The sequence below is a fragment of the Aliamphritea spongicola genome (assembly GCF_017051665.1).
In the GTDB taxonomy this organism is placed as follows: Bacteria; Pseudomonadota; Gammaproteobacteria; order Pseudomonadales; family Balneatricaceae; genus Amphritea; species Amphritea spongicola.
Genome location: NZ_JAFIDL010000001.1, coordinates 1,298,896 through 1,322,106, shown reverse-complemented (window position 1 = coordinate 1,322,106; position 23,211 = coordinate 1,298,896). Strand labels below are relative to the sequence as shown.

The window sequence follows — 23,211 nt, the reverse complement described above, 5'->3', positions numbered from 1 at the left end:
AAGTCGGATCGGTTTTAGATGCTCCTATTCGCTCGAACACAAAAAGTTTGGGGTCAGGTCTTGTTTTTTGTCTTTACAGAAGGAGAAGAAAAAGGGGGTTCTGAAAACAAAGACTCTGACTTCTCCCTAAGGAAAGAAGCCAGAGTATGCCGGTTTTACACCTGCTTGCTTGGTTCCTGCCACATGACAGGAGAAGCGAACGGGCCGGATATTGTTGATGAAGACTCACCAGCTTTACTGAGAGCTCCAGAGGTCAGCTCCCGTGCAAACCAGCATTCCAGTGGGGCGTCACTTTCTACCGGCAATGCGATTTTGTGAGGGGTGTTATACCGGCGGGCATAGTGCTTCGGATCGCCCAGCACGAATATAGCGTCGGCCCCCAATTCTTTTTCCGCCTCTTCCATTAGCCTGGTGGCGTAGCCTTTGCCCTGATAGTCAGGGAGGACTGAAAGAGGTGCTAATACGAAACATCTCAGGTGGGGCGCTTTATCGATAATGAGCGGTGTATAGCAGGCATGTGCTACTCCCTCGTACACGATAGAAAAGCTACCATCTTTAATTAATGCATCGGCCAGCTCTGCATAGAGCCTGGCGTGTCTTTCATCATAAACACCGCCTTCTGCTGCGAATGCTTCAAACTGTATCCGGTAAGGTGTCGTCATAATAATGTTCCTTCTGATCTGTATTGAATATCTGATTAGCCGTTCAGGCTGCGATGGTTATCGCTGCATCATCTGTGACTGAACTGAAAGTGCCCCAAGCTTTGTAATGCGGTAGGGCTGGCTTTTTTTGGAGTTAATCAGTTTCTTTCGTTTTAGCCGGTGGAACGTATCAATCGTACAGTTTGAAAGAATGTTACCTTCCCGTGTATAGCATGTGATTTCATGGACTTTGCCGCTTTCTTTACGCAGATAGCGAATCGATCCACCCAGCGCGAGAATATGGAGAACGCGTTGTTCCTGCTTTGATATATTCACGTGAATACCTCAATGATTTTGTACCGTGCACACAGATACCTTAAGCAAGATGCTTAAATACATATCTGCAGATTGCTGACCGTCTGGTCGGTCAGTTTTTAGGTGGGAATAACGCTATTGACGCTCAAAAAAGCTGGGCCCTCGTATGGGTGTTTAATGCTATTTGTATTTATGAATCAGTTGCTTTTTGATGTCTTCAAGCGGGAAGTCATCATAAAAATATAGGTAGTTCAGCGCGATACCATTGATTTCAGCAACAAATGTATGTGTCAGAACGGTACTGTTGTCTTCTGATATTTTCTTAAAAATATCCTCTGTTGTTTCGAACAGCATCGCGTTTCTATCATCAATAAGGTCGCTCAGAATCTCCCGTGTTGCAGGTTGCAACATCACGTTCAGGTTAAACCGGTATAGCTTCCTGTGTTCAGCCATTGAAATAAAAATGGCCTCAATCAGCGCGGTAAGCCTTTTGTTCGGATCGGATATTTCTTCATGTGGCTTACCTATATTGCCGATAATTTCTGTCGTGCGCAGAAAGATCTCTCTCAGTAATACATCCTTGTTCTTGAAGTGATGAAAAACTAAACCTTTTGAAACACCGGCGCTTTCGCAGATCGCGGAAACAGGTGTTTTCTCAAAGCCATGCTTTGTAAAAAGATCAATAGCCGTATTTAAAATCAGTTCTCGTTTATTCATCGGTGTCTTACTTGGTGTTGACTGACCGGCCGGTCAGTCTGAGTGCTATGCTAACGCTGCACCTGGACTGAAGTCAACAAACAGCGAATGAAATGCTTTCAGGCACTGCCTGTTTCCTGCTGGATAATGTTAAAAATTAATTAATCCGGCGGTTTGACCACCTTCCGCGCAGGGGCCGTATGTATAATTGAGCGCAAAGTAAAATTGTATTCAGCTCTATTTTGGTTATCCACAGATAATCAGAGTGTGCCGCTGAGCCATGGATGTGCTTAAACATGAATAAAATTGAGTTTGTAAGTTTCAACCAGACAGATCCGGATGATCTGCTGCCCATTGTTAATGAACCGTCCCTGAGAACCCATCTGGTTGACCATCCGTTATTCGGCTCTGCCAGCATCCGGGAATGGATGAGTGAGAAGATCTGGACAGATGCTCTTCCGGGCTGCCGGGTTCGGGCGGTATACATTGATGGGGCACTTGCCGGTTGGTGTGGGATTCAGCCGGACGAAGACGGTTTTGAAATCGCGATTGTTATTTCTAAAAGGTTTTGGGGATGCGGTATAGCAATATTCACTTCGATGATGGGCTGGGCTAAAACGTTAGGGCATCAGGAAGTGATGTTTCATCTTCTTGAAACCCGCCCTGAATACAGAGCTCTGAAAAGAAAAGCCAATAAAGTTCAGAAAACTGAACTGTTGGGCAGAAGCTTTACGACCTATTTCATATCGGTAGATAAGTGGTTTAACGCATGATTTCTGACAGGTCTGGAGGTCAGAGTCAGTACCTTTACGGGTATAACAGTGAATGAAGCAGGGGGGCACAGAATACCCTGGCCTCAAACGGGCAATAAATCCTGGAATCTGAACTAGACTTATCTGACTGATATATTCAGAGGACAGATTCATGGCATGCACTAATACTTCTTCTCATCCTGATCATACGCATGGCCCGAAGTGTGGTCATACAGCGATTCGTCACGGAGACCATATTGATTATCTCCATGACGGGCATTTGCATCATCCGCATCAGGATCATTACGATGAGCATACGATCGAAATCAGTGCCGGAAACCCGGACGGTTGTCATCCTGTTCATAACTGTGGTGAACACGTGCATGGGCCCGGTTGCGGTCATGAGGCTATTCCCCACGGCGATCATATTGATTACCTGGTAGATGGCAGGTTACATCATGTTCATGACGGTCACTGTGATGATCATGGGCCGGTTGAGGTGGTTAAAGACTGATTACTTATTTATCAGCGATGTTTGTAAGACAAGCGATAGATGGAATCTGCCCGTGAGTCCCGGGCATTAAACAATCAAAGCCTGCCGTCCGGCAGGTTTTATTGTTTCTGGTGCTTTATAACTTCTGCCGCTGGTCAGTTAGCTTTGCCGAATAATCACTTATTTATGGCCAGGTAGTGGTTACTGGCAGAGCCATAGACTATTTAGGTGCCAGCCCCAGATCATCCAACTGCATCAGAATTTCCGTTTTGCGGGTTTTGGCCACATCCAGCCAGTGCAGGTTTTCCCGGGCACCGATAATGGCATAGATTGAATTCATCCCCATACCTTTCATCGGTTTGATTCTGGCGTAGAGCTCGTAGGGGTCGGTGGCCATGAAGTCTTCAACCGTATGAATATCCACTTCGGCCAGTATTTCTTCACTGCGGGGGCCGAAGCCGTTCAGGTCGCGAAGACGTTTTGGTGCTTTGGGGTAGGGGGAGTCCATATGTGCAGTTGGTGCCTTCAGGTTTGATTGGCTGCCATCATACTGTAAAACTGTGCTTAAAAGCTTTACGTACATAGTTCTGGTTGTAATGAGGATAGAGATGCCAACGGTATATGAGACATATCGGCTGCAAGTGAATGAAGTATTTTGGGCTGATGTTAAAGCTGATGCTGTTAGTTTGAAGCAAGTGGTTAGCCTGCTGTCGCCTGAGGTAGTGGAAAATCTGCCGGGATATTTTCATGGCATTAACACACCGGAATCAGCCGCTGAATGGTTTGAAAAGGTTCTGGCTGAAGGGCGGGTGTTGTCGGTCAGTTATAAGCACGGCGATGACCTTACTGGTTTTATTTTTCTCTATGGTACTGAGGCGCAGACGGTTCATATTGGCTATCTGTTGAAGCAGTCTGAATGGGGCAAAGGGCTTGCCAGTGAGATGCTGGATGGTCTGGTCAGGTTTGCTGAGCAAAATACCAATTGGGAGTGTCTGGTGGCTGGTGTTGATCCGGCGAATGTGGCATCTGCCCGGTTACTGGAAAAACTGAATTTTATTCGCCAGACAGCAGCAGACGATAATCCGGTTTTTTATCATTACAGGTTTGATAAATCAGGCAGCTAAACAAGGCGTCTGAAATAAAAACGCCCCGGCAGAGCGGGGCGTTTAGCGTATGACAGGATGTCTGTATTCAGCGCTGATCAGCTGCCGAGCAGCAGTTTATCGTCGTCCAGTGCTTCATCGCCGCCGCGGGCTTTGGCGAACAGTTCCAGCAGGTCACTGACTTCATAGTTGCTGCGGTCTTCACCGGACAGGTCAAAGACAATCTTACCTTCGTGCAACATCAGCGTACGGCTGCCGAAATCCAGTGCCTGGCGCATGGAGTGGGTGACCATCATGACCGTCAGTTGCTTTTCAGCGATGATCTGGGCGCTGATGTCCATAATCAGTGCCGCCGTCTTCGGATCAAGCGCTGCGGTGTGTTCATCCAGTAACAGGATGCTGCTTGGTTGCAGAGCAGACATCAGCAGGCTGACAGACTGGCGCTGACCACCGGATAACAGGCCCATTTCCGCATCCAGACGGTTTTCCAGCCCCAGATTCAGGCGGCTGAGTTGTTCCCGGAAGATCTTCCGCAGTTTGTCGTTCAGGGCGAATGACAGCTTGCCCCGTGAGCCACGGCCATACGCCAGGGCCATGTTTTCTTCCACCGTCATGGTGGCACAGGTGCCGGCCAGCGGGTCCTGAAATACCCGGGCAACTTCTTTGGTACGTCCGGTTGCCGGGATTCTGGTGACGTCTTTATCGCCAAACAGAATCTTGCCGCCGCTGGCAGGGATGTCACCGGCCACGGCGTTCAGCAGGGTGGATTTACCGGCACCGTTGGAGCCGATAACCGTAACGAATTCTCCCTGAGGGATTTCCAGGTCAATTCCCCGCAGGGCTTTCTTTTCAGTGGGCAGGCCGGCGTTAAAGGTTACCCGGAGTTGTTCACAGCGGATCATGCGTCACCTCCGTTGGCTTTAATTGCCGCCTGTTTGGCTTTCCATTCTTTACGCAGCTGAGGCAGTACCAGTGCCAGACCAACCAGCAGTGCGGTGATCAGGTTCAGGTCCGAGGCGTTGAAGCCCAGGAAGTCAGCATTCAGGGCGAAGCCAATGGCCAGCCGGTAAAGGATCGAGCCGACAATACAGCTGAAAATAATGATCAGCATTTTACGGCTGCTGAGCAGAGTCTCACCGACGATTACCGCTGCCAGACCCACAACGATGGTACCGATACCCATGGTGGAATCAGCAAAGCCGTTGGTCTGCGCGAACAGAGCACCGGCCAGTGCCACCAGGCCGTTAGACAGAGCAAGGCCTGCGTAGACCTTTTCCTTCACCACAATGCCGTTGGCCTGTGCCATCCGCTTGTTTGCACCGACAGCCCGCATGGCCAGGCCATACTGAGTTTTCAGGAACAGCGCCAGCAGAATGCCGACAGTAATCACACAGACGCCTACAAACAGAGGTTTCATATACATGTTTGCCAGACCGAGGCCTTCAAACGGAGTCAGTACGGTTGGGTCGGTAATCAGCGCCAGGTTTGGCTTACCCATCACCCGCAGGTTGATGGTGTACAGCGCGGTCATGGTCAGGATACTGGCCAGCAGGTGCAGAATGTTAAACCGCAGGTTGAGCCAGGCGGTAACAACACCGGCTGCCGCACCGGCAAAGCAGCCGGCCAGCGTAGACAGATAAGGGTTGATACCGGAAACAATCAGGGCTGCAGTGACTGCTGCGCCCAGGGTAAAACTGCCGTCTACCGTCAGATCCGGGAAGTCCAGCACCCGGAACGTCAGATATACGCCCATGGCGACCAGCCCGAATATCAGGCCGATCTCCAGGGTACCCATGAATGAAAATAAAGACATTGTGAGGGTAGGTTCCTTACTCGATCACTTGGGTCGCACGTTCGGTAACGCTGGCAGGGAGTTCGATGCCCATGCGCGCTGCCATTTTCGGGTTGATTGCCAGGTTAGTACCTTCAGCAAATTTAACCGGGATATCGCCGGCTTTTTCGCCGTTCAGGACACGCAGTACCAGTTCACCGGTCTGTTTACCCAGGTCGTAGTAGTTGAAACCCAGAGCAGCGATAGCACCGCGGGCAACGGAATCAGTGTCTGCAGCGAATACCGGGATCTGGCCGTCGATACCGGTTTTAACCACCGCTTCCAGTGCAGAAATAATGGTGTTGTCGATCGGGCAGTAAATCGCATCGGCTTTACCGATCAGCTTCTGGCTGGCCAGCGCCACATCAGATGATTTAGGTGCCGGTGCTTCAATGATCTTGATGCCTTTTTCTTTAGCAACAACTTTCAGGGCTTCAACGCTGGAAACCGCGTTTGGCTCACCTGGGTTGTATGGTACACCCAGGGTTTTCAGGTTTGGCATGATTTCCTGCAGCAGTTCCAGTTGCTGTGCCAGTGGCAGCATGTCAGACAGACCGGTGACGTTACCGCCAGGCTGTTCAACGTTGTTTACCAGCTTGGCACCCAGTGGGTCGGTAACCACTGAGAAGATAACCGGAATATTTTCGCTGGCAGATACCGCTGCCTGAGCAGAAGGAGTGGCAATGGCAACAATCAGATCCGGCTCAGAGCCGACCATCTTACGGGCGATCTGAGCGGCGGTTGCCGGGCTGCCCTGTGCGCTTTCAAAGGTAAACTTCAGGTTTTCTTCGTTGTAGCCGTTTTCCATCAGGCTGTCTTTAATGCCTGCGCGAACTGAATCCAGTGCCGGGTGTTCAACAATAGCGGTGGTCGCGATGTAGGTCTGATCAGCTGCCTGTGCAGCAGTGCAGAATACGCCGGCTGCCAAAGCAGCTGCCTTGGCAAAGGTGGTGAATTTCATGGTGTTAACTCCAAATTTAACGGGGTCGCGCTTATATAAAAGCATTGTAAAGAGGTGTCTGGCGGGGCTGAAAGAAGCCGTATTCGCGCAGAAAGTGCCTACCTTAACCGGATTGCTATTCAAAGTAAAAATGCGCGCATTTCAGTTGCCTGTATTAGCCTTTTTTTAACTGTTCTCAGCGGTTGTCTGGCGTGTATTTTACGGACTTTTAAAGCACCGGGTTTGATCATGGTTAACCGGGTGCATAATTGCCGGGGCTGCTGAAGCAGGTAATGGCTGTGTAAAGCTGCGCCAGTTCAAGTGCCTGTCGGTTTGCCCCTGTGCTCTGTACAGCGCTGAACGGTGCAGGGTAGAGCTGAAGAGGAGCTTGTTTATATCTTCCCGAGAATAATGTGAGCAGGTAGTGTTTTGTTTGTAATAAAAGGCTATAAATTTCAATAGTATATTAGCGCTGTCTAAATTTTGTACAAGCTGATCTGGGTCAGTTTTTCTGCCGTTTGTCTGTTTAATTATCGGTCACTTAGGGGTTACATATTCGGCTTATTAACATGTATTTAAAATATATGTTGCCGTGTCCAGGTTCCGGAGCGAAATGATATAGAGCAGTGCAGGGGAAGTACGCATGAGGAATAACCAGCCCATAATTGATCAGGAAGTGTTGTGTCAGGAAGGTACCCCGCTGGTATCAACAACGGATAAGAAAGGTCGCATTACCTTTGTTAACGATGCCTTTGTTGAGATCTGCGGTTATGAACGTGAAGAGCTGATTGGCCAGCCTCACAATTTAATCCGGCACCCTGAAGTGCCGCCGGCGGTGTTTGCGGATATGTGGAGCAAACTGCAGGCCGGCAAACCCTGGATGGGAATCGTAAAGAACCGCTGTAAAGATGGCAGCTATTACTGGGTAAACGCCTATGTAACGCCGATTGTGGAAGAAGGTGAGTGTATCGGTTACCAGTCGGTCCGCAGCAAACCTACCGAGCAGCAAAAGCGGATGGCTGAGGAGACCTATGAACGGGTTGCCAGAGGCCGGCGGCGGCTGAAATTGTCTGATCTTTCTATGACCGCCAGGTTGAATCTGATGGGCGTATTGCTCCCCTGGCTGGCACTGCTGATTGCCTGGCAGGGCGGCTGGAACAGTATTGCCCTGATTGGCGGCGGTGTACTGGCCAGCGGGCTTGCACTGTTGCTGAATTGGCGGGTCATGAAGCGCATTAAAGAGCTTCGGTCCCGGGCGGAAGCGGTAATCAACAGCCCGGTTCTGCAGGAGATGTATATAGGTTCGGTGAATGAGATCAGCCAGATTGAACTGGCGGATAAATTACATCAGGCCAGGATCCGTTCCGCCGGTGAGCGGGTTGGTTATTCAGCGATGCGGGTGCATTCCCACAGTAATGACTCATTGGAAATTGCCGAGCATGTCAGTGAAGTAATGTTACGGCAGGCGGAGGAAATCGACCGGGTTGCGGTTCATATTGAAGAATTGTCCCAGGCGATTGAAGAAGTAGCCGCCAACGCGACCCGGACATCCGATGAAACTGCACAGACAAATCTGGTTGTCGAGCAGGGTAAGGCGGTGGTCGATGATACCGTCGCATCCATTATGGATCTGGCGGCACGGGTTGAGCAGGCGGTTACGCAGGTAGAGTCTTTACGGGCATCGGCGCTGGATATTGCTGATGCCACCGGGGAGATTACAGCCATTGCTGATCAAACTAATTTGCTGGCACTGAATGCTGCCATTGAAGCCGCCCGGGCCGGTGATCAGGGGCGGGGATTTGCGGTTGTCGCAGATGAAGTCAGAACCCTGGCCCAGAGAACTCAGGAAACTACCCGGACCATTGATGCGGTGATTGACCGTCTGGCAGCGGAATCCCGTCAGGTGGCGGCTTCTATGGCTGAAGGTCAGAGTCAGGCGCAAAGCTGCGTTGAGCATGCGGGTGTGGCTGGAAAGTCGCTGGAGCAGATTCTGCAGTCGGTGCATAAAATTGCGGATATGAGCGGCATGATTGCTGCCGCAGCGGTTGAACAGAGTGCTGCGGCGACGGAGCTGACGGAAAACCTGAACGGTATCCGTGATTCTTCGCAGGGGGCGCAGGATGCTGCCGGCCGGGCGTTCTCGTCCAGCCAGGCGCTGGCAGAAACTGCCCGGGAAGTGGTGCAGTGTGTGAATGTTTAGCCGTAAAGATCCTGCAGGTCATGTTGCTGGCTGAACGCGAGCCAGCCGGCTTCAATCACCCGGAGCTCTTCCCTTAGCCAGTGCTCAAAGCGGATGATCTTATCCCGCTGAAAATGCGCTGGCGGGGCAACCAGAAAAAAGCTGTAGGCTGATTTTACGGCCACTGCTTCGGGGCATATCAGTTGTCCCCGTTGCAGTAATTCATATACCAGGCTGAACCGCATCATGGCCAGGCCCTGTGCACTGAGCAGGGCTTCAACCAGCATGTTGGCATCTGAAACGTAGAGCTTGGATTTACTTTTCTCCATGGAAAATCCCAGTGCTTCTTCTACTTCCGCACTGATGAACTGCACATCCGGTGCCTGATCAATCAGCATGGGCATGCGGGTCAGCTGTGGCCTGATGGGCTGTTCAGGGTCAAACAGGGAAGGGTGGCAAACCGGCAACAAGTAGTCTTCCAGTAATAATCGTGATTCCAGTCCGGGGTAATCCCCGGTGCCAAAGCGAATGGCCAGGTCCAGTGATTTATCATCAAAGCTGGCCAGCCCGAGACTGGGGGTCAGGCGGATATTGATATCTTCAGCGTGCTGCTGAAAGAAGCCCAGCCGGGGAACCAGCCAGCGGGCGGCAAAAGAGGGCAGAGCACTGAGGGTTAATTGATCCGGATAGGGATCTTTACTGAGCTCCAGTACGCCGGTTTCGATATGCCGGAATGCTTTACTGATGTGGCTGAGCAGTGTCTGCCCTTCCGGTGTCAGGCTTACTTCCCGGGTTTTACGCTGAAACAGGCGTACATCAAGATGCTCTTCCAGACTACGAATTTGCTGGCTGATGGCCGCCTGAGTGACGTGCAGTTGCTCAGCGGCTTCTTTAAAGCTGCCACATTCACCGGCATGGCGAAATGCCTGCAGGGCTTTGAGGGGCGGTAGTCTGTTCATCAGAAGAACGTCCTGAATGTTCTATAGGTAAGTTTTTCTTAAGTATATGTAAAAACTAATCGTTTGTCGCTGCTGCCTGCACAGGCAAGAATACTCCCATACAAAAACATAAATACAGGGGTGATGTACAAATCAAGCCTGTATGAGGAGTGCAGAAGATGAGCGTATATAACCCATGCTATAAGACAGAAAAACTTAATTTGAATGCGGATTGCCTGAAACAGGTTGTCGTTAACCGGAAGGCGCAGCACGATGGTGTTCAGTCGTTTAAAGAGCGTGTTCACTGCCTGCTTAAGCAATGGCTGCATAACTGGCGCAGCCGCCGTCAGCTGGCTCAGCTGGATACAGCGATGCTTAAGGATGTTGGCCTGAGCCGGGCGGATGCGCTGGCGGAAGCAGATAAGCCTTTCTGGCGCTGAAAATGTCATCCGGGGCCGTTCCGGCTTCTTACAATTGCGCAATACCCTGGCGGATTTCCGGCAGGGTATTTTGTTATTCAGAGGGACGTTTTCCGGTCGCTTTGCAGCACATTAAAAAATATCTCTGAAATTCGCCCCAGCAGACAGCTCGCGGGGCGATGACGTTTCTGGTGCAGACTCGTCCTGTATCTGGTCTATATGCGACCTGAGTCAGGTTTCTTATTGAAATTGGCTGTACTCTGTCTTATAAGAAGTTCTCGATTTTATGAGCTTTCTTTTATTAGCCTTATTTCGGGCGATTGCTTATTACCTTTTCAGGTGATTGCTTATTAAAAGGCGCTATGTAAAATAAGTGAATTCCCTAATGTGTCGTTGGCTCAATCGGGGTAATTGTTTTTTTTAGCGGTCACAAACCAAAATATAAGATAGGGACGGTGTACGAATGAAAGTACTGGTAACTGTCAAGCGGGTTATCGATTACAACGTAAAGGTACGTGTAAAGTCTGATAACACTGATGTTGATCTAACCAATGTAAAAATGGCGATGAATCCTTTCTGTGAAATCGCTGTAGAAGAAGCGGTTCGCCTGAAAGAAGCAGGTGTTGCCAGTGAAGTTGTTGTTGTGTCTCTGGGCCCACAGGCTGCACAGGAACAGATCCGTACCGCTCTGGCGCTGGGTGCTGACCGTGGCATTCTGGTTCAGACTGATGAAGTTCTGGAATCTTTAAACGTTGCTAAGCTGCTGACTAAAGTAATCGAACAGGAACAGCCTGGTCTGGTTATCATGGGTAAGCAGGCGATCGACAGCGATAACAACCAGACTGGTCAGATGCTGGGTGCACTGACAGGTATGGCACAGGGTACTTTCGCATCTGAAGTTAAGATCGAAGGTGACAAAGCTCTGGTTACCCGTGAAGTTGACGGCGGTCTGCAGACTGTTGAGCTGGCAATGCCTGCTCTGGTTACAACCGACCTGCGTCTGAACGAACCACGTTACGCGTCTCTGCCTAACATCATGAAGGCGAAGAAGAAGCCAATGGATACAACTACGCCGGAAGAGCTGGGTGTAACTATCAAGGCGCACTCTGAAGTACTGCGTGTCGATACTCCTGAAGAACGTCAGGCAGGTATCAAGGTGGCGAGCGTTGACGAGCTGGTAGACAAACTGAAGAACGAAGCGAAGGTGATCTGATATGGCTACCTTAATCATTGCAGAACACGATAACTCAACGTTGAAAGCATCTACCCTGCACGCGGTAACTGCTGCTCAGCAAGTTGGTGGTGACATTGACGTACTGGTAGCCGGTAGCGGCTGTCAGGCAGCAGCTGATGAAGCTGCTAAAGTAGCAGGCGTTTCTAAAGTACTGGTTGCTGACAACGCTGCTTACGCGAATCAGCTGGCTGAAAACGTTGCTAAGCTGGTTGCTGAAGTAGGTGCCGGTTACTCCCACATCATGGCGACTTCTACTCCGGAAGCGAAGAACGTTCTGCCACGCGCTGCTGCGCTGCTGGACGTAGGCCAGATCTCTGACATCCTGCGTGTCGACAGCGCTGATACTTTCGGCCGTCCTATCTATGCGGGTAACGCGATTGCGACTGTTAAGTCTCTGGACGCTATCAAGGTAATCACTGTTCGTGGTACTGCTTTCGAAGCAGCTGCTGCTGAAGGTGGTAGCGCAGCGGTTGAAGCGATTTCTGCTGCTCACGATGCTGGCGTGTCTTCTTTCGTAAGCGACGAAGTTGCTCAGAGCGACCGTCCTGAACTGACTTCTGCCAAAATCATCGTTTCCGGTGGTCGTGGTATGGGTAACGGCGAAAACTTCGCAATGCTGGATTCTGTTGCTGACAAGCTGGGTGCAGCTGTTGGTGCATCCCGTGCGGCGGTTGACGCAGGTTTCGTACCTAACGATATGCAGGTTGGTCAGACCGGTAAGATCGTTGCTCCGGATCTGTACGTTGCTGTTGGTATCTCCGGTGCGATTCAGCACCTGGCAGGTATGAAGGACTCTAAGTACATCGTTGCTATCAACAAAGATGACGAAGCGCCTATCTTCCAGGTTGCCGATTACGGCCTGGTAGCAGACCTGTTTGAAGCTGTTCCTGAACTGGACAGCAAGCTGTAATTACAGCTGAACTGAAAAAAGCCGCCCGGGAGACCGCGCGGCTTTTTTGTTGGCTGTGAAAGGGCGGGGGGTGTACTGATTGCGTGTCTGGCCAGATGCAGGGGCTGTAAAACAGGGCGATATACTTTTATATCAGTCACTTGTGGGTGCACAGAAATGACGCGCTCAGGCAAGAAGCGGGTCTTGCTATCGCACGCTAAAGGTTCCTTAAAATGGCAAAATCAGGTATCTTTAGCCGCTGTTTTAAAGTTTCGTACGTTTTAGGGGCATCCCGCGGGAAGGCGGGGCCCGCCCGGCGTGCACTTACCAAAGTGGATAGCTAATGATTATCAAACCAAAGATTCGCGGTTTTATTTGTACCACCACTCACCCAACCGGTTGTGAGCAAAACATCCAGGAGCAGATCGATCTGACCAAGGCTAAGGGTGCGATCGAAAACGGTCCTAAGCGAGTCCTGGTTGTTGGGTCCTCCAGTGGCTACGGCATGTCTTCACGGATTGCCGCAGCGTTTGGCTGTGGTGCAGCTACCATCGGTGTATTTTTTGAAAAACCGGGTACTGAGCGTAAAACCGGTACAGCAGGTTGGTACAACGCGGCTGCTTTCGATAAGAAAGCTCATGAAGCGGGTCTGTACGCAAAGAGCCTGAATGGCGATGCGTTCTCCAATGAAGCCAAGCAAAAGACCATTGAGCTGATCAAAGAAGATCTAGGTCAGGTTGATATGGTGGTTTACTCGCTGGCATCTCCGGTCCGTAAAATGCCGGAAACCGGTGAAGTTGTTCGCTCCTGCCTGAAGCCAATCGGTGAGGTTTACCGTTCAACTGCAATCGATACCAACAAAGACGTGATTATCGATGCTGAAGTTGAGCCGGCCACTGACGAAGAAATCGCTAACACCGTAACTGTTATGGGCGGCGAAGACTGGGAACTGTGGATTAACCAGCTGAACGAAGCCGGTGTTCTGGCGGAAGGTTGTAAGACCGTTGCTTACAGTTATATCGGTACTGAAATTACCTGGCCGATCTACTGGGACGGTGCTCTGGGTCAGGCGAAGAAAGACGTAGACCGCGCCGCGGCTGCCCTGAACGAAACCCTGGGCAAGACCGGTGGCAGTGCTAACGTTGCGGTACTGAAGTCTGTGGTTACTCAGGCAAGTTCTGCGATTCCTGTGATGCCTTTGTACCTGTCCATGGTCTTCAAGATCATGCGTGAAGAAGGTGTTCACGAGGGTTGTATGGATCAGGTATACCGTCTGTTTGAGACCGCTATCGCCGGCTCTACCGGTCAGATGGATGATGAAAACCGCATGCGGATGGATGACTGGGAACTGCGTGATGACATTCAGCAGAAGTGTCAGGCACTGTGGTCTCAGGTAACCACTGAAAATCTGTTCGATCTGACTGATTATCAGCTGTATAAAGATGAATTCCTGAAGCTGTTTGGCTTTGGTGTTGACGGTGTGGATTACGAAGCAGACGTTAGCCCTGAAGTTGAGTTTGATGTAATCGATATCTGATTCACATAAACGACTTATGAAAAACGCGCCCTCTGGCGCGTTTTTTTGTGTCTGTGTGTTGGGGATTCAGGACGGCAGGCTTAAAAGAGGGTGAAGGTGTTTGCTGTCATTCCTGAAAGGCGGCAATAAAAAACGCGCTGGTCAGCGCGTTTTTTGTGTTCACCGGCTGATTGTTCAGCCCTGATCGCTGCCGGATACCATCCAGATATCCAGTCCCTGAATATCTTCAGGGTTCAGGGTGCCGATGACCTGCTTGAACCGGAACAGGTTCAGTACGTAGTTGAAGCGGGCTTCGGCGTAGTCACGCTGGGCACGGTACAGGTTCTGCTCTGCCTGCAGTACATCTACTACGTTACGGGTACCGACATTGAAGCCTTCTTCAGTGGCTTTCAGGGCGGTTTCACTGGAGCGGATGCTTTGCTTACGGGCGGCAACGCTCAGCACGTCGGTAGACAGGTCACGCAGCAGGCTGCGGGTATCCAGCTTGATGCCCTGATAAACGTCTTCACGGTTTTGCAGTGCTTCATCCAGACGGTATTCCGCTTCTCTGACGCGGGAGCTGGTGCCGCCACCGGAATAGAGTGGCAGACTGAATGTCAGGCCAATCTGATTGGTTTCATTACGGTCATCGTTAAGGGTGTTGCCCTTGTCCTGATCGTGGCTGGCGGTGATGGAGACCGTTGGCTTGTGGCCACTGCGGTTTACCCGGATCAGCTGACGGCTGGCTTCTACATTGCTGTCTGCAACTTGCAGTGACAGGTTGCCGTCCCGGGCCTTGTTCAGCCATGCGTTAGCGTCGTTCGATTCCAGATTCTCAATCGGGTATTTGGCGCTGAGTGTGTCTACGTCACTGTAGCTCTGGCCAGACAGCCGTTCGATGGCTTCAAAGCTGTTATCCAGTTCACCTTCCGCGAGAATTCGGGCAACTTTGGCGTTGTCGTAAGAAGCCTGTGCTTCATGAACATCGGTGACCGGAATCAGGCCGACGTCGAACTGGGCGTTTACCTGATCAAGGCGGCGCTTGATAGCCCGTTCTTCTGCCTGAGTAGTTTCCAGGGTGTTTTTGGCCCGTAACACATTCAGGTAGCTTTCCACGCTGCGGATTATCAGGTTCTGCTGAGCCTGATCGTATTGCAGTTGGGCGGTACGGCTCAGAGCTTCGCCCCGTTTTACTCCGTGCCAGGCTGCTGAGTCGTAGATCGGCTGGCTCAGGCTGACGGTGTAGCCGCTGTTGTTAAAGTCGCGGGTCTCTGTTTCGTTACGGCTGGCGTTGGCGCTCAGGCTGATTGTCGGTCGCAGACCTGCTTCTGCCTGTGGGATCGCTTCAGCACCGGCCAGTGCAGATGATGCAGAGGCTTTCAGCTGCGGATCATGCTGTAAAGCTTGCTGGTAGATATCTGCCAGGCTGCCAGCTTGTACAGTCGCGGCCTGAATACAGCCTGCCAGCAGTGTCAGGCGGCAAAGATTAGTTACCATTTTCACGTTCGTTTTCCTTTCCTGTCAGCGTTTACTTGGTGGCGCTGTTAATTGTGCTATCGGTATCTTCGGCTGTTTCCTGGTAAGAAACCTGTTTGAACAGGCGCTTACCAAGATAACTGTATACCGTAGGTATTACAAATAGCGTAAGAATTGTACCCAGGGTCATTCCCCCGACGATCACCCAGCCCAGTTGCTGGCGGCTTTCTGCACCGGCACCGAAGGCGAATGCCAGCGGGAAGGCACCTAATACGGTTGCCGCGGTGGTCATCAGGATTGGTCGCAGACGCAGAATTGCTGCTTCCAGAACCGCATCGCTGACGCTGGCGCCTTTTTCCTGCAGCTGATTGGCGAATTCAACGATCAGTATGCCGTGTTTGGTCACCAGGCCTATCAGGGTTATCAGGCCGATCTTACTGTAGATGCTCAGAGAGGCACCGGCAAAATGCAGGGCCATCACTGCACCGAAGATGGCAGGCGGCACCGACAGCATAATGATCAGCGGATGCTTAAAGCTTTCGAACTGTGCCGCCAGTACCAGGAAGGTAAAGACAGCAGCCAGTGCAGCGGTGATCAGCAGGCTGTTACTGGAGTTTTTAAACTCCCGGGACTGGCCGCCGTAATCGTACAGGGTCTGAGGGCTGATTTCGGCCATAGCCTGTTCAATGAAGTCCAGTGCTTCTCCGACGCTGTAACCCGGTGCCAGAATTGCCTGGAAGGTCACTGATTTCATTTTATCGAAGTGGTTCAGTTCCTTCGGCGCAACACTTTCCTGTACGTCCACCAGGTTCGACAGCTGGATCATTTCGTCATTCTGGTTGCGCAGGTACAGGTTGCTCAGATCCGCAGGGTTGCTGCGCTCGTCAGGCTGTACCTGAACGATTACATCGTACTGCTCGCCGCCTTTTTTGAAGCGGGTTACCTGACGGCTGGCAATATAGGTTTCCAGCGTCCGGCCAATCAGGTTGATATCCACGCCCACTTCAGAGGCCTTGTTACGGTCCACATCAATCGCCAGTTCAGGCTTGTTGAGTTTCAGATCCACATCCGGCTGGATAAAGCCCGGATTCTGCAGAATCCGGCCCATCAGCTGATCAGATATACCCTGTAGCTCGGCGTAGTCACTGTTGGACTTGATGATGAACTCAACCGGACGTGAGATAAAACTCTGGCCCAGAGACGGCAGGTTCATGGCGAATGACATGGTGCCTGTAATGCCGCCGAACAGTTGCGGTGTCAGTTCTGCTGCAATGGATTGCTGGCTCCGTTCCCGCTCTTCCCAGGGCTTCAGAGAGATGAAGGCCATGGAGTTGGTTTCGGTCGGGAAGCCGACGATGCTGAAGTTATGACGGCCTTCAGGAATCGCGCTCAGCATGCCTTCTACCTGGCGGGCGTATTTGTCGACGAAGCCAACAGATGCACCGTCCGGGGCGATGGACATGGCGAGAATGTCGCCACGGTCTTCGGTTGGCGCCAGTTCCTGTGGCAGTTGGGTGTAGAAATACCAGCTGCCAAAGACACTGCCGGCCATAATGGCCAGTGCCAGAACACGGGAGCGCAGGACAAACTTCAGCGTTGCGGCATAGCCGTTGTTCAGGGCAACCAGCCAGCCTTCCACCAGATTAAACAGGGCGCTGTGGCGTTTTTCATGCTTCAGCAGGCGTGAAGCCATCATCGGTGACAGGGTCAGGGCGATGAAGGTTGAAACCACTACTGCACCAGCCAGGGTCAGGGAGAACTCGGTAAACAGTTTACCGGTCCGGCCGGGGGTGAAGGCTACCGGTGCAAATACTGCGACCAGCGTCAGCGTGGTGGCGATAACCGCAAAGCCAATTTCCCGGCTGCCTTTAAAGGCTGCCTGAATCGGTGACATGCCGTTTTCCACGTGGCGATAGATGTTCTCCAGCATCACGATGGCGTCATCCACCACCAGACCAATCGCCAGTACCATGGCCAGCAGGGTGAGGGTGTTCACACTGAAGCCCATGAAGTACATCATGGCAAACACGCCTACCAGTGACAGCGGAATAGTAATCACCGGAATCAGGGTGGCGCGCAGGTTACGCAGGAAGAAGAATATTACCAGTATTACCAGGCCGCTAGCCTGCAGAATCGTGCTGAATACTGAGTCAATCGACTTGGCGATGAAGATCGATGAGTCATAGGCGATCTTCACCTTGATACCTTCCGGCAGGTTGGACTGAATCTGTGGCAGGCGTTCCTTGATGCCATTAGAAACATCCAGCGGGTTTGCCGTGGACTGCTTCACCACACCCAGTGCAATTGCCGTCTCGCCATTAAAGCGCGACAGATTACGGTCGTCTTCCGGGGCGATATTCACCGTGGCAACATCACGGATCCGTACCGGATAGCCGCTATCGTTGCGGATGATGATGTCGTTGAACTGTTCAACAGTATTCAGATCCGTACGTGACAGGACACTGAATTCCCGCTGCGAGCTTTCAATCCGGCCGGCAGGAATTTCTACGTTCTGTTTATTCAGGGCGTCTTCAATGTCCTGAGGGATAACCTTGTAGGCGGCCATGCGTGCCGGGTCCAGCCAGATCCGCATGGAGTAGCGGCGGTCACCGAACAGCAGAACGTTAGCTACGCCGGATACGGTTTGCAGCGGATCTTTCACCAGACGGTCAGTCAGATCCGACATCAGCATCGGGTCGTGACGGTCGGAGGACAGGGCCAGCCAGATAATCGGCTGTGCATCTGCTTCAGATTTACTGGTTACCGGCTCATCCACATCGTCAGGTAAGTCGCCACGAACCCGACCAACCCGGTCGCGGACATCGCTGGCTGCATCATCCGGGTCGCGGTCCAGCTTAAAGGTCACGGTGATCTGGCTGGTCTCGGAGCGGCTGATAGAGCTGATGAAATCAACCCCTTCGATACCGGACAGCGAGTCCTCAATGATCTGGGTAACCTGGCTTTCGATGATGGACGCACTGGCACCGGGGTATTTGGTTTCAACAGTCACCACCGGGATATCGATTTTCGGATATTCCCGTACGGTTAACCGGTCATAGGCAATGGCGCCGATCAGCAGGATCAGCAAGCTCATTACACTGGCCAGTACCGGACGCTGGATACTGATATCAGAGAGGACCATTACTCAGACTCCCCGGCAGCAGGCTGGCTGCCATCCACAAAGATAGGTGTTACCGGCATACCCGGGAACAGTTTCAGCTGTCCGGCGGTAACCACGACATCATCAGCGTTCAGACCGCTCGCAATGTGTACTTCAGCACCGCGACGCTGACCAATTTCAACGTTGACCATTTCGATGCTGTTATCCACCACCTTGTAGACGAAAAACTTGTTGTTCTTCGGAATGATGGCTTCTTCAGGCACCATGACGGCGGCGTCCAGGCTGTCCAGCAGAATCTGTACTTTGGCAAACAGACCCGGGCGCAGTTTTAGCTCCGGATTGGGTACCCGGGCGCGGACCAGTACGTTGTGGCTGCGGTCGTTGATGCTTGGAGAAATAGCATAAATTTCACCGCTGAAAGATTCGCCGCGCAGGGCGTCGCTGTTCAGCTTGATGGTCTGGCCGGGCTTAAGCCGGGCAAAGAACTTTTCCGGCACCCGGAATTCAACCTTCATGGTGTGGTTATCCACCAGTTCTACCAGGTCGTCGCCGGCATTGACGTAATCACCGGGGCTTACCTGACGCAGGCCAATGCTACCTGGGTAAGGGGCGGTAATGGTCATTTTGGACAAGCGGGTTTCGGCCAGCGCCTGCTGGGCCTGATCAACCCGCAGCTGGGCCAGGGCGGAGTCGCGGTCCTGCTGAGAACCTACCCGTTTTTTAGACAGGCTGTCAGCCCGTGTAAACGCGATCTGACTCAGGGCGACCCGGGCTTTCGCCTGTTGCAGTTCTGCGGCATAGATCGCCGTGTCCAGTTTAATCAGCGGCTGACCCTGTTCAACGTGGCTGCCTTCTTCGAACAGTACTTCACGGATGATTCCGCTTTGTTCCGGGCGAAGTATGACGGCTTCGTTAGCCGTCAGGTTGCCAACGACTTCGATGGTGTCATCTAGCTGGGTGGTGGTGGCATGTACCACTTCAGCCGGCAGTCCCTGAGGGGCCTCATCGGCGGCCAGGCTGATACCCGGTGTCAGTATCAGGCTGGTGGCACAGGCCAGCAGGTAATGTTGTATCGGCTTCATGCGTTGTTCTCCTGGCTTGCGCCTTCAGGGGCTTTAAAAAGGGAAAATAGAGTATCTACGGTTTCATGCAGGGGCTGGGTTGAACCGCCAACTTTTGTTCTGAGCAGGGCACCCTGCCAGCTGTCCCAGAAAATCTTTGCCATGGCTTCAACCGGAATATCTGTGCGCACATCACCTTCACTCTGGGCAATGATCAGATCTTCTGTCATGAAGCTGATAACTTCATCAGACGAGGTCTGGACAACTTTGCGGAAGGAGTCGCTGAGGTTACCTACTTCTCCCATCAGGTTGGTGAGCAGGCAACCGCACAGGTTTGGGTCCTGTCTGTAATCGTCAACAAAACTGTCGATCATGACGCGGATCTGTTGCAGGCGCCGGCCTTCGGTGGTGGCAAAGTGATCGCGCCATTTAGCAATTTCCTGCGCGTGATGATAGTTCAGCACTTCAACGCCAAACTGTTCCTTGCTTTCGAAGTAATTGTAAAAAGAGCCTTTAGGCACCTGGCAGGCATCAAGGATCTCTTTGATACCGGTGCCGTGATAACCACGCCGGTTAAACAGCTCCATGCCTTTTTGCAAAATAGTTTCGCGGTTGTGTTCGTTGCGTTTTGGTCGGTTCATGGTGTGTTTTTACTTCTTCTTAACTTTTTCTTAACCGGCACTGTGTTGTAATTATTAGTTTTTTATTATTAATTAGACCGGTCGTCTCAAAACTGTGCGTCGATTCTATATCAGGGTAATAGCCTTGCCAAGTCTAGTCGCGATTTGAAACTTTAATAATCCTGATAGGGGATTTTAATCAGAGGTGTTTTCAACTGTGAGCTGAGATTTGTAACGATTTGTTAAGTGAACAGATTCGGTCTGCTATGAACCTGATAAAAATATGTAGTGAGGTACCTGTTATGGCTGTTTGCGCCATCTCAGCAGGCTGTGAGCCAGCAGGGTGAAAACAACGACTGATCCGCCCTGGAGGGTGGCCGTGGGCGGTATCTCGTTAAGAATCAGCCAGACCCATAATGGCCCCAGTGCGGTTTCCAATAACATCATCATGCTGACCTCTGCTGCCGGAATTCGCATGGGGCCAAGGGTAATCAGAATAAAAGCGGCAGGCAGGACAACCACACACAGTGCAAAGATCCACAGCCAGTCCCGGGGCGCCATAATAAACGGGTTGGCAAACCCGGCGGCGATCACGGCCATGATGATACCTGCGAGGATGAGTGCCGGTGTCATGTCCCGGGAGCGTGCGTACCGGTCGTTAACGAACTTGGCTGAAATGCCCAGGCAGCAGAGCACTGCAAACATATCACCGAGCATTTTGCCGCTGTGCCAGCCGTCTTTAAGCACCCAGACAATGCCGCCCATGCAGATGAGTATTGCAATCCAGGTCACGGGCGGGGATTTTTCTTTCAGGAATATATGTGCCAGTACCGCTGAGACCATGGGCGTCGCGCTGATAATGACCAGTACGTTGGCCACCGAGGTGATTTTAATGGCGGTGACAAATGAAAAGCTGCTGATGGCAAACAGGATTGCAGAGCGCAGCATGGCAGTATCAAACTGCAGTATTCTGTCAGCGGGCCGGTAGGTTTTACACCAGATATATACCACCAGACTCAGCAGGCTGCCGCGCCAGAAAATCAGTCCGAATGAGTGGGCGTCGATCAGCCGGATCAGCAGGGCGTCAAAGCTTAGAATGGTGACTCCCAGGGCGGTCAGCAATGCACCTTTGAGGTATTCGTTATGCATACTGACGGATTGCCGGGTAATGCTGATTGGAGGCTTGCTTGGAAACTGGTGGCACTTCGGTATTACTTCCCTGTCTGAGTGTCATTATCCGGAAATACGTTAAAGACTGTTTTATATCATTTTTATCAGGTTTAAGTCCCGTACGGGGCAGAAGAGTCTCCCCGTGACCGGGAAGAGTTACAGTATAATGGGGGAAAAACAGGAGGGTATATGTTTACTGCTGAAACAACCGCACTGATTGTCATTGATGTACAGGGCAAACTGGCCCGCAGCATGTATAACGCTGAGGCGATGTTGCAGGGGATAACCTCAGCTGTCCGGGGTGCACAGATTCTGGGAATGCCTGTGTTGCATATTGAGCAGTATCCCCAGGGCCTTGGGCATACGTTGCCGGAAGTGGCTGAGTTGCTCTCTGATCAGGTAGCGATGACGAAAACCACATTTGACTGTTGCGGCAACCCGGATATTGTTGAAGCCATCCGGGGGATGGACCGGCCAAACCTGCTGGTTTGTGGGCTTGAAGCGCATATCTGTGTGTATCAGTCAGTACGCAGCCTGCTGGGGCAGGGTTATGAGGTGGAGCTGATCACCGACGCGATATCTTCCCGTACCGCTGAAAACCGTACTTTGGGTCTGGAGCGGATGCAGGCGGCCGGTGCGCGGGCAACCTCTGTGGAGATGTGTCTGTTTGATCTGGTACAGGATGCTGCCAGTCCTTCTTTCAGACAGCTGCTACCCTTATTTAAGTAGCTGACTTTCAGTTGTTATCTTGAGCCGTTGCGGTGATAAAGCTGCCAAGTGCTGACAGACACTGGTAGTATGCTGCGGCGAAAGTTATACGTGTTCTGTGCCTTTGCCATCGGGCCGGTGCAGATTCAGACAATGTTTAAATGGAGTTATAAATGTTTGATTTAGGTATTACTCAGGGCGGCGTAACGGCAATTGTGCTGGTTATGCTGACGCTGCTGATCATTTTCATGGGTGCTAAAGTTGTTCCGCAGGGCTATGGCTGGACGGTAGAGCGTTTTGGGCGTTATACCCGCACCTTGCCACCGGGCCTTCACATCATCATCCCGTTCATCGATACCATCGGCCACCGTCAGAATATGATGGAGCAAGTGCTGGATGTTCCGCCACAGGAAGTTATCAGCTCAGATAACGCAATGGTAACCACCGATGCGGTGTGTTTCTTTCAGGTGCTGGATGCCGCTAAATCAAGCTATGAAGTGAATGACCTGTACCGGGCAATGCAGAATCTGGTAATGACCAATATCCGTGCGGTTGTCGGTTCCATGGAGCTGGATCAGATGCTGTCGAACCGGGATTCAATCAACGGCACCCTGTTATCTAAAGTTGATGAAGCGACTGATCCCTGGGGCGTGAAGGTGACCCGGGTTGAGATTCGCGACATTTCTCCGCCGGCTGACCTGGTCGAAGCGATGGCGAACCAGATGAAGGCTGAACGGGAAAAGCGTGCGGCTATTCTGAATGCCGAAGGTGAACGTCAGGCTGCAATTGCCGTGGCCGAAGGTGAAAAGCAGGCTGCTATTCTGCGGGCAGAAGGCGAAAAAGAAGCGGCGTTCCGTGAAGCGGAAGCCCGTGAGCGTGAAGCTGAAGCAGAGGCCCGGGCGACACAGATGGTATCGGATGCCATTTCCCAGGGTAATCCACAGGCCCTGAATTACTTTGTGGCACAGAAGTATGTGGAAGCTTTACAGGGTGTGGCTTCGGCTGAAAACAGCAAAGTCGTTATGATGCCGCTGGAAGCCAGTAATGTAATCGGTTCTGTTGCCGGCATCAGTGAATTGCTGAACGCCACTAAGATCAAAGGGTAAGGG

The 23,211-nt window shown here is 51.7% G+C and carries 23 protein-coding genes; 10 read left to right on the top strand and 13 right to left on the bottom strand.

The features are described 5' to 3' along the window. Positions 1 to 155: 155 nt before the first annotated feature. The 3 genes from JYB63_RS06130 to JYB63_RS06120 all read right to left on the bottom strand — a co-directional run bounded on the left by JYB63_RS06130 (position 156) and on the right by JYB63_RS06120 (position 1,673). The gene (locus JYB63_RS06130; RefSeq protein WP_205656893.1) at positions 156 to 662 is read right to left on the bottom strand and encodes a GNAT family N-acetyltransferase; all 507 of its coding nucleotides are present in this window, start codon (positions 660 to 662) and stop codon (positions 156 to 158) included. A 57-nt stretch (positions 663 to 719) separates the two neighbouring features. Then, on the bottom strand, positions 720 to 977 hold the full coding sequence (locus JYB63_RS06125) for a YjhX family toxin (protein ID WP_205656892.1): 258 nt from the start codon (positions 975 to 977) through the stop codon (positions 720 to 722). 159 nt (positions 978 to 1,136) lie between these two features. After that, complete coding sequence (locus JYB63_RS06120; RefSeq protein WP_205656891.1) at positions 1,137 to 1,673, bottom strand: TetR/AcrR family transcriptional regulator; 537 nt, start codon at positions 1,671 to 1,673, stop codon at positions 1,137 to 1,139. Between the two features lie 275 nt (positions 1,674 to 1,948). Here JYB63_RS06120 and JYB63_RS06115 point away from each other — a divergent pair, with 275 nt between their 5' ends. Together JYB63_RS06115 and JYB63_RS06110 are read left to right on the top strand one after the other, a co-directional pair. Continuing rightward, complete coding sequence (locus JYB63_RS06115) at positions 1,949 to 2,425, top strand: GNAT family N-acetyltransferase (protein WP_205656890.1); 477 nt, start codon at positions 1,949 to 1,951, stop codon at positions 2,423 to 2,425. 151 nt (positions 2,426 to 2,576) lie between these two features. Beyond that, positions 2,577 to 2,918, top strand: a complete 342-nt coding sequence (locus JYB63_RS06110) for a hypothetical protein (RefSeq protein WP_205656889.1) — start codon at positions 2,577 to 2,579, stop codon at positions 2,916 to 2,918. Between the two features lie 199 nt (positions 2,919 to 3,117). On the opposite strand, the gene JYB63_RS06105 is transcribed toward JYB63_RS06110, so the two are convergent. Further along, on the bottom strand, positions 3,118 to 3,405 hold the full coding sequence (locus tag JYB63_RS06105; protein ID WP_205656888.1) for a TfoX/Sxy family DNA transformation protein: 288 nt from the start codon (positions 3,403 to 3,405) through the stop codon (positions 3,118 to 3,120). 187 nt (positions 3,406 to 3,592) lie between these two features. On the opposite strand from JYB63_RS06105, the gene JYB63_RS06100 reads away from it, so the two are divergent. Continuing rightward, positions 3,593 to 4,021, top strand: a complete 429-nt coding sequence (locus tag JYB63_RS06100) for a GNAT family N-acetyltransferase (protein WP_336510860.1) — start codon at positions 3,593 to 3,595, stop codon at positions 4,019 to 4,021. Between the two features lie 77 nt (positions 4,022 to 4,098). On the opposite strand, the gene JYB63_RS06095 is transcribed toward JYB63_RS06100, so the two are convergent. Genes JYB63_RS06095 through JYB63_RS06085 form a run of 3 tightly spaced genes read right to left on the bottom strand, consistent with a single transcriptional unit; the run spans position 4,099 to position 6,792 of the window. Continuing rightward, positions 4,099 to 4,902 carry an ABC transporter ATP-binding protein gene (locus JYB63_RS06095; RefSeq protein WP_205656886.1) on the bottom strand — a complete coding sequence of 268 codons (804 nt, stop codon included), beginning with the start codon at positions 4,900 to 4,902 and terminating at the stop codon, positions 4,099 to 4,101. Next, positions 4,899 to 5,813, bottom strand: coding sequence for an ABC transporter permease (locus tag JYB63_RS06090; RefSeq protein ID WP_205656885.1), 915 nt, complete (start codon positions 5,811 to 5,813; stop codon positions 4,899 to 4,901). Before JYB63_RS06090 ends, JYB63_RS06095 begins: the two co-directional genes overlap by 4 nt. A 16-nt stretch (positions 5,814 to 5,829) precedes the next feature. After that, positions 5,830 to 6,792: an ABC transporter substrate-binding protein gene (locus tag JYB63_RS06085; protein ID WP_205656884.1), complete on the bottom strand. Its 963-nt coding sequence runs from the start codon at positions 6,790 to 6,792 to the stop codon at positions 5,830 to 5,832. Positions 6,793 to 7,414: 622 nt separating this feature from the next. Here JYB63_RS06085 and JYB63_RS06080 point away from each other — a divergent pair. Then, positions 7,415 to 8,971: a methyl-accepting chemotaxis protein gene (locus JYB63_RS06080; RefSeq protein WP_205656883.1), complete on the top strand. Its 1,557-nt coding sequence runs from the start codon at positions 7,415 to 7,417 to the stop codon at positions 8,969 to 8,971. Here the strand turns inward: JYB63_RS06080 and JYB63_RS06075 are convergent. Beyond that, positions 8,968 to 9,909 (bottom strand): LysR family transcriptional regulator, encoded by a 942-nt coding sequence (locus JYB63_RS06075; protein WP_205656882.1) that lies wholly within the window; start codon positions 9,907 to 9,909, stop codon positions 8,968 to 8,970. The two genes, JYB63_RS06080 and JYB63_RS06075, sit on opposite strands and share 4 nt — an antisense overlap. A gap of 158 nt (positions 9,910 to 10,067) precedes the next feature. On the opposite strand from JYB63_RS06075, the gene JYB63_RS06070 reads away from it, so the two are divergent. The 4 genes from JYB63_RS06070 (at position 10,068) to fabV (ending at position 13,967) form a co-directional block, all read left to right on the top strand. Continuing rightward, positions 10,068 to 10,328, top strand: a complete 261-nt coding sequence (locus JYB63_RS06070; RefSeq protein WP_205656881.1) for a DUF1127 domain-containing protein — start codon at positions 10,068 to 10,070, stop codon at positions 10,326 to 10,328. A gap of 442 nt (positions 10,329 to 10,770) precedes the next feature. After that, entirely contained in the window at positions 10,771 to 11,520 is a 750-nt protein-coding gene (locus JYB63_RS06065) for an electron transfer flavoprotein subunit beta/FixA family protein (protein WP_205656880.1), read from the top strand. Between the two features lies 1 nt (position 11,521). Continuing rightward, complete coding sequence (locus JYB63_RS06060) at positions 11,522 to 12,451, top strand: FAD-binding protein (protein WP_205656879.1); 930 nt, start codon at positions 11,522 to 11,524, stop codon at positions 12,449 to 12,451. Between the two features lie 322 nt (positions 12,452 to 12,773). Beyond that, positions 12,774 to 13,967 carry an enoyl-ACP reductase FabV gene (gene fabV / locus JYB63_RS06055; RefSeq protein ID WP_205656878.1) on the top strand — a complete coding sequence of 398 codons (1,194 nt, stop codon included), beginning with the start codon at positions 12,774 to 12,776 and terminating at the stop codon, positions 13,965 to 13,967. A gap of 174 nt (positions 13,968 to 14,141) precedes the next feature. On the opposite strand, the gene JYB63_RS06050 is transcribed toward fabV, so the two are convergent. The 5 genes from JYB63_RS06050 to JYB63_RS06030 all read right to left on the bottom strand — a co-directional run bounded on the left by JYB63_RS06050 (position 14,142) and on the right by JYB63_RS06030 (position 21,373). Then, positions 14,142 to 15,443: a TolC family outer membrane protein gene (locus JYB63_RS06050; RefSeq protein ID WP_205657045.1), complete on the bottom strand. Its 1,302-nt coding sequence runs from the start codon at positions 15,441 to 15,443 to the stop codon at positions 14,142 to 14,144. Between the two features lie 31 nt (positions 15,444 to 15,474). Further along, a complete protein-coding gene (locus JYB63_RS06045; RefSeq protein WP_205656877.1) occupies positions 15,475 to 18,564 on the bottom strand; it encodes an efflux RND transporter permease subunit in 3,090 nt (1,029 codons plus the stop codon). Then, entirely contained in the window at positions 18,564 to 19,625 is a 1,062-nt protein-coding gene (locus JYB63_RS06040; protein ID WP_205656876.1) for an efflux RND transporter periplasmic adaptor subunit, read from the bottom strand. Before JYB63_RS06040 ends, JYB63_RS06045 begins: the two co-directional genes overlap by 1 nt. Beyond that, a complete protein-coding gene (locus tag JYB63_RS06035; protein ID WP_205656875.1) occupies positions 19,622 to 20,245 on the bottom strand; it encodes a TetR/AcrR family transcriptional regulator in 624 nt (207 codons plus the stop codon). The genes JYB63_RS06040 and JYB63_RS06035 overlap by 4 nt, the downstream gene beginning before the upstream one ends. Positions 20,246 to 20,524: 279 nt before the next feature. Continuing rightward, a complete protein-coding gene (locus JYB63_RS06030; RefSeq protein WP_205656874.1) occupies positions 20,525 to 21,373 on the bottom strand; it encodes a DMT family transporter in 849 nt (282 codons plus the stop codon). 210 nt (positions 21,374 to 21,583) lie between these two features. Between JYB63_RS06030 and JYB63_RS06025 the strand changes: the two genes are divergently transcribed. Beyond that, positions 21,584 to 22,123 (top strand): hydrolase, encoded by a 540-nt coding sequence (locus tag JYB63_RS06025; RefSeq protein ID WP_205656873.1) that lies wholly within the window; start codon positions 21,584 to 21,586, stop codon positions 22,121 to 22,123. A 152-nt stretch (positions 22,124 to 22,275) separates the two neighbouring features. Further along, positions 22,276 to 23,208, top strand: a complete 933-nt coding sequence (locus JYB63_RS06020; protein ID WP_205656872.1) for an SPFH domain-containing protein — start codon at positions 22,276 to 22,278, stop codon at positions 23,206 to 23,208. The last annotated feature ends 3 nt before the right edge of the window (positions 23,209 to 23,211 follow it).

What these genes read in the sequence shown, in the direction of transcription:
- JYB63_RS06130 (WP_205656893.1), bottom strand. Translation starts at nt 662, where the DNA reads ATGACGACACCTTACCGGATACAGTTTGAAGCATTCGCAGCAGAAGGC.
- JYB63_RS06120 (WP_205656891.1), bottom strand. Translation starts at nt 1,673, where the DNA reads ATGAATAAACGAGAACTGATTTTAAATACGGCTATTGATCTTTTTACA.
- JYB63_RS06115 (WP_205656890.1), top strand. Translation starts at nt 1,949, where the DNA reads ATGAATAAAATTGAGTTTGTAAGTTTCAACCAGACAGATCCGGATGAT.
- JYB63_RS06110 (WP_205656889.1), top strand. Translation starts at nt 2,577, where the DNA reads ATGGCATGCACTAATACTTCTTCTCATCCTGATCATACGCATGGCCCG.
- JYB63_RS06105 (WP_205656888.1), bottom strand. Translation starts at nt 3,405, where the DNA reads ATGGACTCCCCCTACCCCAAAGCACCAAAACGTCTTCGCGACCTGAAC.
- JYB63_RS06095 (WP_205656886.1), bottom strand. Translation starts at nt 4,902, where the DNA reads ATGATCCGCTGTGAACAACTCCGGGTAACCTTTAACGCCGGCCTGCCC.
- JYB63_RS06090 (WP_205656885.1), bottom strand. Translation starts at nt 5,813, where the DNA reads ATGTCTTTATTTTCATTCATGGGTACCCTGGAGATCGGCCTGATATTC.
- JYB63_RS06085 (WP_205656884.1), bottom strand. Translation starts at nt 6,792, where the DNA reads ATGAAATTCACCACCTTTGCCAAGGCAGCTGCTTTGGCAGCCGGCGTA.
- JYB63_RS06080 (WP_205656883.1), top strand. Translation starts at nt 7,415, where the DNA reads ATGAGGAATAACCAGCCCATAATTGATCAGGAAGTGTTGTGTCAGGAA.
- JYB63_RS06075 (WP_205656882.1), bottom strand. Translation starts at nt 9,909, where the DNA reads ATGAACAGACTACCGCCCCTCAAAGCCCTGCAGGCATTTCGCCATGCC.
- JYB63_RS06070 (WP_205656881.1), top strand. Translation starts at nt 10,068, where the DNA reads ATGAGCGTATATAACCCATGCTATAAGACAGAAAAACTTAATTTGAAT.
- JYB63_RS06065 (WP_205656880.1), top strand. Translation starts at nt 10,771, where the DNA reads ATGAAAGTACTGGTAACTGTCAAGCGGGTTATCGATTACAACGTAAAG.
- JYB63_RS06060 (WP_205656879.1), top strand. Translation starts at nt 11,522, where the DNA reads ATGGCTACCTTAATCATTGCAGAACACGATAACTCAACGTTGAAAGCA.
- fabV (WP_205656878.1), top strand. Translation starts at nt 12,774, where the DNA reads ATGATTATCAAACCAAAGATTCGCGGTTTTATTTGTACCACCACTCAC.
- JYB63_RS06050 (WP_205657045.1), bottom strand. Translation starts at nt 15,443, where the DNA reads ATGGTAACTAATCTTTGCCGCCTGACACTGCTGGCAGGCTGTATTCAG.
- JYB63_RS06045 (WP_205656877.1), bottom strand. Translation starts at nt 18,564, where the DNA reads ATGGTCCTCTCTGATATCAGTATCCAGCGTCCGGTACTGGCCAGTGTA.
- JYB63_RS06040 (WP_205656876.1), bottom strand. Translation starts at nt 19,625, where the DNA reads ATGAAGCCGATACAACATTACCTGCTGGCCTGTGCCACCAGCCTGATA.
- JYB63_RS06035 (WP_205656875.1), bottom strand. Translation starts at nt 20,245, where the DNA reads ATGAACCGACCAAAACGCAACGAACACAACCGCGAAACTATTTTGCAA.
- JYB63_RS06030 (WP_205656874.1), bottom strand. Translation starts at nt 21,373, where the DNA reads ATGCATAACGAATACCTCAAAGGTGCATTGCTGACCGCCCTGGGAGTC.
- JYB63_RS06025 (WP_205656873.1), top strand. Translation starts at nt 21,584, where the DNA reads ATGTTTACTGCTGAAACAACCGCACTGATTGTCATTGATGTACAGGGC.
- JYB63_RS06020 (WP_205656872.1), top strand. Translation starts at nt 22,276, where the DNA reads ATGTTTGATTTAGGTATTACTCAGGGCGGCGTAACGGCAATTGTGCTG.